The 8,434-nt window shown below is 69.3% G+C and carries 6 protein-coding genes and 1 pseudogene; 5 read left to right on the top strand and 2 right to left on the bottom strand.

What is annotated here, in order from left to right:
• Positions 1–216, bottom strand: a pseudogene (locus KQ303_RS08070) (20S proteasome subunit A/B); the annotation flags it as partial.
• Between the two features lie 246 nt (positions 217–462).
• Between KQ303_RS08070 and KQ303_RS08065 the strand changes: the two are divergent.
• The 3 genes from KQ303_RS08065 to KQ303_RS08055 are packed head-to-tail and all read left to right on the top strand — an operon-like array spanning position 463 to position 3,050.
• Positions 463–996, top strand: a complete 534-nt coding sequence (locus KQ303_RS08065; RefSeq protein ID WP_259729893.1) for a hypothetical protein — start codon at positions 463–465, stop codon at positions 994–996.
• A gap of 33 nt (positions 997–1,029) precedes the next feature.
• Positions 1,030–1,371 (top strand): hypothetical protein, encoded by a 342-nt coding sequence (locus tag KQ303_RS08060; protein ID WP_259729892.1) that lies wholly within the window; start codon positions 1,030–1,032, stop codon positions 1,369–1,371.
• Complete coding sequence (locus KQ303_RS08055) at positions 1,371–3,050, top strand: AarF/ABC1/UbiB kinase family protein (RefSeq protein WP_259729891.1); 1,680 nt, start codon at positions 1,371–1,373, stop codon at positions 3,048–3,050. The genes KQ303_RS08060 and KQ303_RS08055 overlap by 1 nt, the downstream gene beginning before the upstream one ends.
• 499 nt (positions 3,051–3,549) lie before the next feature.
• Here KQ303_RS08055 and eno read toward each other — a convergent pair whose 3' ends face one another.
• A complete protein-coding gene (gene eno / locus KQ303_RS08050) occupies positions 3,550–4,845 on the bottom strand; it encodes a phosphopyruvate hydratase (protein ID WP_094512066.1) in 1,296 nt (431 codons plus the stop codon).
• Between the two features lie 147 nt (positions 4,846–4,992).
• Here eno and gloA point away from each other — a divergent pair, with 147 nt between their 5' ends.
• Both gloA and KQ303_RS08040 read left to right on the top strand, forming a co-directional pair.
• Positions 4,993–5,403, top strand: coding sequence for a lactoylglutathione lyase (gloA, locus tag KQ303_RS08045; RefSeq protein WP_094512063.1), 411 nt, complete (start codon positions 4,993–4,995; stop codon positions 5,401–5,403).
• Positions 5,390–8,428: an ATP-dependent Clp protease ATP-binding subunit gene (locus tag KQ303_RS08040; RefSeq protein ID WP_259729890.1), complete on the top strand. Its 3,039-nt coding sequence runs from the start codon at positions 5,390–5,392 to the stop codon at positions 8,426–8,428. Before gloA ends, KQ303_RS08040 begins: the two co-directional genes overlap by 14 nt.
• Positions 8,429–8,434: the final 6 nt, after the last annotated feature.

Below are 8,434 nucleotides of genomic sequence, written 5' to 3'. Positions count from 1 at the left end.
GTGCTTCTCCTGCACCGCCACGCTCACCGCGCCGATGTAGTTGGCCGCTTCGAACAGGTAGTGGCAGGAACGGAGGTCCTCACCAGCGCTGGCTTGGCTAGCGATCTCCTGGTCAAGGTCGCGCTGGATGTGGTTCACCACCGCCTGAGTGGTGGCCAGATTGCCGGCGCCCAGCAGCACGAACAGCCGATCGGACGCCGGCTGAAACACATACATCTTACTGTAGCTGGAAATGTAATCAACTCCGGCATTTGTGCGGGAATCAGAAGCAAACACCAACCCTTTCTCCAGCCAGTAACCGATGCAATAGGTCACCTTGAATGGTCTGCAAGAGCAGCCAAACCCTAGCGTCGAGGGAGATGTGAGCCACAGCACATCACCACCACCCAGCAGCTGCGCAGCGGCCAGCCGTGGCGGCTCCGCACAGGCACGGGCAGGATGAGGGCAGTCCAACCGTGATCCATGACCCAGGCTGGTGCACGTCGCAGGTCGAGGCGTCCCGCCAGGGGCGCTGAGGGCGATGCCGCCGGCCGCTCCGGCGCACGAACCCCCGGCGCCCGCCCGCCGGCCCAGCCGCCCCTGCCCGGCTGGACGCTGGCGCTGGTGGCGGGGGTGACCTTCGGGCTCGGCTACGGCCTCACCGGGCGCCTGCTCGATCTCCGTCCCGATGGCACGGCCCGTCTCGGCGAGAGCTTTGAGGTGAGGCCCACCCCTGGCACCAGCCTGGAGAGCCTGCGCATGCGCTTCGGGGCCCCCAGCGAGGGGGTCGACGACCTGGGCCTGCTGGAGCAGGAGCAGCGCCGCCGCGAGGAACAGGAGAAGCGCGAGGCTGCGGCCCGGGCCACCCCGGCGCCCGCCGACCCGAATGCCAGCACCCGCGAGCAGCCGGTGCCGGAAGCGCCGCTGCTGCCGGCCGAGCCGACACCTCCTTCCGATTCGGTGATCATGCCCAGTGAGCCGCCGGCGGCGGCGGATCCCAACGGCACCACGCCCTGATCTGCCACAGTTTCGCCAACCAACGGCCCCCGCATGAGCGCGCCCCAATCCATCGTTCAGGCCGCCATCAACAGGTTGGGTGCCCGGCTTGGCAGCAGCCTGGTGGAAACTGCCGCAGCCCTGGCGGTGCTTGCCCAGGAGGCGCCCGAGCGGCTGCGCCAGGAATGGAGCCTCTTCCTGGAAGAGGTGGAGGCGGAGGCGGAGCGGCTGGAAACCGATCCGGCGGCTGGGTCGGCGTCGGCAGCAGGCGCTGCTTCCGGCGCCATGGACGCGCAGTCCGTGGCCACTGCCGCCTGGGGCACGCCCCAGGATCAGATCGATGCCCTGCGGGCCCAGGTGGCCGGCTTGTCGCGCCGCCTTGAGGACCGGCCCTGATGGGGCGCCTGGTGCAAGGGTGGCGGGGCCTGTCCCGTTCGTTGCGCATCTGGCGCGGCGTGCTGCAGCTGTTGGCCGGGCTGTGGCTGGATGGCCGGGCCTGGTCGTACCGGGGTAAGGGGCCGCCGAGCGCGGAGCACCGGGCTGTGCGTCAGCGCCAGCGCGCCCGCTGGCTCACCAACGAGCTGCTCAGCCTGGGATCGGCCTTCATCAAACTGGGCCAGCTGCTCTCCGCCCGCCCCGATGTGCTGCCCGCCGGCTGGGTGGAGGAGTTGGCGCATCTGCAAGACCGGGTGCCCGCTTTCCCCTTCGCCACTGTGCAGCGGCTGCTGGAGGAGGAACTGGGCGAGCGCTGCAACGAGATCATCGATCTGGCGGAGCTGCCGCTCGGCTCCGCCAGCCTGGCCCAGGTGCACCGCGCCAGTCTGCGCAGCGGTCGCCAGGTGGTGTTCAAGATCCAGCGGCCTGGGCTGGAGCGGCTGTTCCGGCTCGATCTGGAGGTGATGCAGCAGGTGGCGGCGGTGCTGCAGCGCCATCCCCGCTGGGGCCAGGGCCGTGACTGGGTCTCGATCGCTCAGGAATGCCGGCGTGTATTACTGCGTGAACTCGACTTTCGCCTCGAGGCCGAACATGCCGCCCGCTTCCGCCAGCAGTTTCTGGATGATCCCGGCATCCGTATTCCGGCGGTGATCTGGGAACTGAGCACCCGCCGGGTGCTCAGCCTCGATTATCTCCCCGGCATCAAGATCAACGACCGCGCCGCGTTGGTGGAGGCGGGCATCGACCCTGCGGCGGTGGCGGAAAAGGGAGCGGCCAGTTATCTCCAGCAGCTGGTGCGTTTCGGCTTTTTCCACGCCGATCCCCATCCCGGCAACCTGGCGGTGGCCAGCGATGGCGCCCTCATCTACTACGACTTCGGCATGATGGGCCAGCTCTCCTCGCGCCTGCGCGGGCGGCTGGGCCGCATGGTGCGGGCCGCTGCCGCCCGCGACGCCGGCGCCCTCGTGGAAGAGATGCAGGGGGCGGGTGTGATCGCCGCCGGCATCGACGCCGGCCCGGTGCGGCGCCTGGTGAGGGTGATGCTCACCGAGGCGCTGACGCCGCCTTTCTCCGCCAATGTGCTGGAGAAGCTCTCCGGCGACCTCTACGACCTGGTGTACGGCCAGCCGTTCCGCCTGCCGGCGGAGCTGATCTTCGTGATGCGCGCCCTCTCCACCTTCGAGGGGGTCGGCCGAAGCCTCGACCCCACCTTTAGCTTGGTGGCCATTGCCCGCCCTTACCTCCTCCCCCTGATGACCTCCGGCGGCACTGGACCCAACGATTTCCTCGGCGAACTGGGTCGCCAGGCCGGCGAGCTCAGCAGCCGCGCGCTGGGTCTGCCCCGCCGCCTGGAAGACAGCCTTTCGCGTCTGGAGCAGGGAGATCTCCAGGTGCAGATGCGTGCCGGCGAAACCGACCGCATCCTGCGCCGCCTCGCCACCGCCCAGCAGGCGGCAGGTCAGTCGTTCTTGCTCGGAGGCCTGGCGGTGTCTGCGGCCCTGCTGGCCGCCAGCGCCAGGCCGGCCCTGGTGGCGGTGCCGTTGGTGGCGGCGTTGCCTGTCACGCTCAGCTGGCTGAAGCTGCAGGGCCGCCTGCGTCGCGATGGACGCCTGGAAAAGCTTCCCGGCGCAGGCGGGTAGATGAACGGCGCACCCGGTGATGAAGGTATCGGTGAAGATGCCTCAATCGGCACCCTGCTTTCTTGATCGTTCGGAAGGATTTGGGGCTCAGCGACAGAGCCGCTGCTCCTCTGTACGAAAGGTGGATCTACGTTCCAGTTGAGGTTGAGCCTGTTTGCCGCACTTCGTGTTTGCCGCACTTGGTGGACAGGTTCATCTTTTGAGAAGGCCGGTTTCAAGCGGGCATGCAGGAGTCGGAAGGCTGTGCGTAGTCAGGCTCTTGCTTTCTGTCATGAAGTGATTAATTGTGCCTGGTGCAGGGCTCGTTGACACTCAACATGAACATCGTGTTCACGTCTTGTGTCTTAGGCAAGGCATTGCAATCTCGATGTGTGGACCCTGTCGCTCCAGCCGTTCTGTCGAATCCGATGAAGCGGAAGTCGTGACACAGCCAGGGCGAGGCCGAACATCCGGCTTGATCGTCAAGACGATTGAGACGCCGCTCCCTCTCTGTTCGCGCTCAGCCCCGGCCGCGCGGGCCCCGGTCTTCAGCGCCGGCGTAGATCGCCTGGCTGCCCAGTTCGTCTTCGATGCGCAGCAGGCGGTTGTATTTCGCCACGCGCTCGCTGCGGCTGAGTGAACCGGTCTTGATCTGGCCGGCACGGGTGGCCACCGCCAGGTCGGCGATGGTGGTGTCTTCGGTTTCGCCGCTGCGGTGGCTGATCACGCTTGTGTAACCCGCCCGACCCGCCAGGTCGATCGCCTGCAGGGTTTCGGTGAGCGAACCGATCTGGTTCACCTTGATCAGGATCGAATTGGCGATGCCCTGCTCGATGCCCCGTTGCAGGCGGGTGGTGTTGGTCACGAACAGGTCGTCGCCCACCAGCTGCACGCGCCCTCCCAGTCGCTGGGTGAGCAGGGCCCAGCCCTCCCAGTCGTCTTCGGCGAGGCCATCCTCGATCGACACGATCGGATAGCGGCTCACCAGTTTTTCGAGCTGATCCACCATCTCGGTGGCGCTGTAGCTGCCGCCGCCGAAGGCATAGAGCCCGTTCTTGTAGAACTCCGTGCTGGCCACATCCAGGGCCAGGGAAATCTGCTCACCCGGCTTGTAGCCGGCCTTCTCGATCGCCTGCACCAGCAGGGCGCCGGCGGCGTCGTTGCTTTCCAGATCCGGCGCGAAGCCACCTTCGTCGCCCACCGCCGTGGACAGCCCCTGGGCGCTCAGCAGGCCCTTGAGCGTGTGGAACACCTCAGCACCCATGCGCAGCGCCTCGCGGAAGCTGGGGGCACCGTGCGGCACCAGCATGAATTCCTGGAAATCCATGTTGTTGGCGGCGTGGGCACCGCCGTTGATCACGTTCATCAGCGGCACCGGCAGCAGCGTGGCCATCGGGCCACCCAGATAGCGGTAAAGCGGCAGGCCCACACCGTTGGCCGCCGCCCGTGCCACCGCCAGGCTCACGGCCAGCACCGCATTGGCCCCCAGGGCCGATTTGTTGTCGCTGCCATCGAGTTCGGCCATGGCGCCATCCACCGTGACCTGCTCCAGGGCGCTCAACCCACAGAGCGCCGGTGCGATCTTCTCTTCGATGTTGGTGACGGCCTGCAGCACGCCCTTGCCGAAGTAGCGGCTGCCGCCATCACGCAGTTCATGGGCTTCATGGGCACCGGTGCTGGCCCCGCTGGGCACGATCGCGTGGCCCTCGGCGCCGCCTTCGAGCCGCACCTCCGCTTCCACGGTGGGGGTGCCGCGGGAATCGAGCACCTCACGGGCAACGATGGAGTCGATCACGAGGTCGAGGGTGTCGATCACGATGGCCTCGGGGCAAACGGGTACGCGTGCGGATCTTATGGGGCACCCCCTCCCCCCGCGGCGTGCTGGTTGGCACAGCACTGGCTCCTGGCTAGGTTCACCGCGCGGTGGCACACGGCCAGAATGGGGCGATCCCGCTCCCCGTTGATGCGTCTGCTGCACACCATGCTCCGGGTGGGCGATCTGGAGCGCTCCCTCGCCTTCTATACCGAGGTGCTGGGCATGCGACTCCTGCGCCGGCGTGAGTACCCCGCCGGCCGCTTCACCCTGGCCTTCGTGGGCTACGGCGACGAGAGCGACACCACGGCGCTCGAGCTCACCCACAACTGGGACACCAGCAGCTACGAGATCGGCACCGGCTACGGCCACATCGCCATCGGTGTCGAAGACATTTACGGCACCTGCGCCGCCATCGCCGGCAAAGGGGGCCGCGTTGTGCGCGAGCCGGGGCCGATGCAGCACGGCAGCACCGTGATCGCCTTCGTGGAAGACCCTGACGGCTACAAGGTGGAGCTGATCCAGCGGCCCGCTGCTGCGGGGGCGGATGCAGCCGCCTGAGCGTTACCCCGACACCACCGCTGCCGCCGCCGCTGCCTCGCCGCCGGCCAGCCTCACGGCCGACCCCGACCGCTTCAGCGAGGCGGCCTGGGAGCTGCTGCTGGCCGGCCAGGATCAGGCCCGCCGCTGGCGCCATGGCCAGCTGGATGTGGAACACCTGCTGCAGGTGCTCTTCCAGGACCCGCGCTATGCCCCCTGGATCGATCCGCTGCCGCTGGATGCCGATCGCCTGCTCGATCGCATCGAGGCTTTCTGCGCCGACCAGCCGGGTGCCGCCGGGGAGGAGCTGTTCGTCGGCGACGCCCTCGAGGATCTGCTGGAGGCGGCCGATCGACGCCGTGCCGGCTGGGGCTCTCGCCTGATCGACGTGCCCCATCTTCTGCTGGCCCTGCTGGACGAGCCCCGCATCGGCGGCAGCCTGCTGGCCGCTGAGGGCCTGAGCGAGGAACGCCTGCTGCGCCTGTTGCGGCCTGAGGCTGGCAGTGGAGCCCGCCGCCTGGCCGTCCCATCCGCAGGCGTGGCGGTCGCTGATGCCGCGTCTGCCCGCGCCGCAGCGGCTGAGGCGGAGCGGGAAGACGACGGGGAGCGGGAGGCTGACGACTGGATCGACACCGCCCCCCCGCTGCCCTCCCCCTACCAGGGCGCTAGCCGCACTGGGACCCAGGCTGCCGGTGTGGCCGCTCGCACCGCTGCCCCCGCCGCTCCGCCGGCCACGCGCCCCATGGGCTCTGGCTCCGTCCGGGCGATCCCTGCGGCTGTCCCGGCCACCGGCCCCGCCCCCGGTGCAGCTCCCGAGGCCGACGGCGGTTCCGATGGTCTGCGGCTGGAGGTCGAGCCCTCTGCTCTCGAGCAGTACGGCCGCGACCTCACTGCCGCCGCCCGCGCCGGCCTGCTGGATCCGGTGATCGGCCGCGACACCGAAATCCGCCGCCTGATCCAGGTGCTCTCGCGTCGCGGCAAGAACAACCCGGTGCTGATCGGTGAGCCGGGCGTGGGCAAGACCGCCATCGCCGAGCTGCTGGCCCAGCGGATCGTGGCCGGCGAGGTGCCCGATTCGCTCAAGGGGATCCGCCTGGTCGGTCTCGATCTCGGTGCCCTGATTGCCGGCGCCAAGTTCCGCGGGCAGTTCGAGGAACGGCTGCGCAGCGTGCTGGCGGAAGTGAGCGACCCCGATGCGGGCGTGGTGCTGTTCATTGACGAGCTGCACACCGTGGTGAGCACCGACCGCTCCAGCGCCGACGCCGGCAGCATCCTCAAACCAGCCCTCGCCCGCGGCGACCTGCGCTGCATCGGCGCCACCACTCCCGAGGACTACCGCCGCACGGTGGAGAAGGATCCGGCCCTCAACCGCCGCTTCCAGCAGGTGGTGATCCGGGAGCCCAACCTGGAAGTGAGCCTGCAGATCCTGCGCGGCCTGAAGGAGCGCTACGAGCTGCACCACGGCGTCACCATCACCGACGGCGCCCTGGTGGCGGCCACCCGTCTCGCCGATCGTTACATCGCCGATCGCTGCCTCCCGGACAAGGCGATCGACCTGATCGACGAGGCCGCTGCTCAGCTGCGCATGGAGGTCACCTCCAAGCCCCAGGTGGTGGAGCTGGCCGAGGCTGAGCTGCGCCGCGTGGAGCTGGCCCTGCTGGCAGCCGAGGCCGCCCCGCTGGCCGAACGACTGCAGCGCCAGGAGGAGCGTCGCCTCGCCCTGGCCCGGTTGCAGGAGCTGCAGCACCGCTGGCAGGCGGAGCGGGAGCGGCTGGCCGAGCTGCGCGAGTTGCTCCAGCAGGACGAAGACCTGCGCCACGCCATCGCCGAAGCCGAGCGCGACGGTGATCTGGAGGAGGCGGCCCGTCTGCAGTACGACCAGCTCCACGGCGTGCAGCAGCGGCGCAACGCCCTCGAGGACGAGCTGCAGAGCGCCCAGCAGGGCGGGCTGGCTCTGCTGCGGGAGCAGGTGGAGGAGGGCGACATCGCCGATGTGGTGGCCCGCTGGACCGGCATCCCCATGCAGCGGCTGCTGGCCGGCGAACGCCAGAAGCTGCTGGAGCTGGAGGCACGGCTGGGGGAACGGGTGATCGGCCAGCCCGAGGCCGTCGCGGCCGTGGCGGCGGCGATCCGCCGTGCCCGGGCCGGCATGCAGGATCCGCGTCGGCCGGTGGGCTCCTTCCTGTTCCTCGGCCCCACCGGTGTCGGCAAGACGGAACTGGCCAAGGCGCTGGCGGCAGCGCTCTTCGATGAGGAGGAGGCACTGGTGCGCCTCGATATGAGCGAGTTCATGGAGCGCAATGCCGTGGCTCGCCTGCTGGGGGCTCCGCCCGGCTATGTGGGCTACGAGGAGGGCGGCCAGCTCACCGAGGCGGTGCGGCGCCGGCCCTACGCCGTGTTGTTGCTGGATGAAGTGGAGAAGGCCCACCCTGAGGTGTTCAACCTGCTGCTGCAGGTGCTCGACGACGGGCGGCTCACCGATTCCCAGGGCCGCACCGTCGACTTCCGCAACACGGTGGTGGTGATGACCAGCAACCTGGCCAGCCGCGCCATCCTGGAGCGGGCCCGTGCCGGTGCCGCCGCTGGTGCCCCTGAGGCCTCGCCGCCGGATGTCCTGGCACTGGATGCCGCACTCGATGCGGCTGTGGAGCGGGCGCTGGCCTCCCAGTTCCGGCCCGAATTCCTCAACCGCATCGATGAGGTGATCCGCTTCCGCCCGCTGGCCGCCACCGACCTGGAGCGCATCGTGCGCCTGCAACTGGCCGATCTGGCCGCCCTGCTGGCGGAGCAGCGCCTGCAGCTGCAGGTGGAAGACGGGGTGGTGGCCTGCCTGGCGCTCCAGGGCTATGAGCCGGAGTACGGCGCGCGGCCGCTGCGGCGCCTGTTGCGGCGCAGCGTGGAGAATCCGCTGGCCACTGAGCTGCTGGCCGACCACTTCAGCGGCGCCTGGGGCGTGCGGGTGAGTCTGGCGGATGCGGCCGAGGGCGACCCGGCGGCCCGCTTTCGCTTCACGCCGCTGGCCGGGGCCGGCAGTGACGTCCGGTAGGGTGTC

It is taken from the genome of Synechococcus sp. CS-1333 (assembly GCF_025128015.1).
Classification (GTDB): domain Bacteria; phylum Cyanobacteriota; class Cyanobacteriia; order PCC-6307; family Cyanobiaceae; genus MW101C3.
Note: the sequence above shows the minus strand (reverse complement) of the source record. Positions and strands in the feature narration are given on the sequence as shown.

Excerpts from the sequence above, each read along its gene's own strand:
- KQ303_RS08060 (WP_259729892.1), top strand. The coding sequence starts at position 1,030 with ATGAGCGCGCCCCAATCCATCGTTCAGGCCGCCATCAACAGGTTGGGT.
- gloA (WP_094512063.1), top strand. The coding sequence starts at position 4,993 with ATGCGTCTGCTGCACACCATGCTCCGGGTGGGCGATCTGGAGCGCTCC.
- KQ303_RS08055 (WP_259729891.1), top strand. The coding sequence starts at position 1,371 with ATGGGGCGCCTGGTGCAAGGGTGGCGGGGCCTGTCCCGTTCGTTGCGC.
- KQ303_RS08065 (WP_259729893.1), top strand. The coding sequence starts at position 463 with ATGACCCAGGCTGGTGCACGTCGCAGGTCGAGGCGTCCCGCCAGGGGC.
- KQ303_RS08040 (WP_259729890.1), top strand. The coding sequence starts at position 5,390 with ATGCAGCCGCCTGAGCGTTACCCCGACACCACCGCTGCCGCCGCCGCT.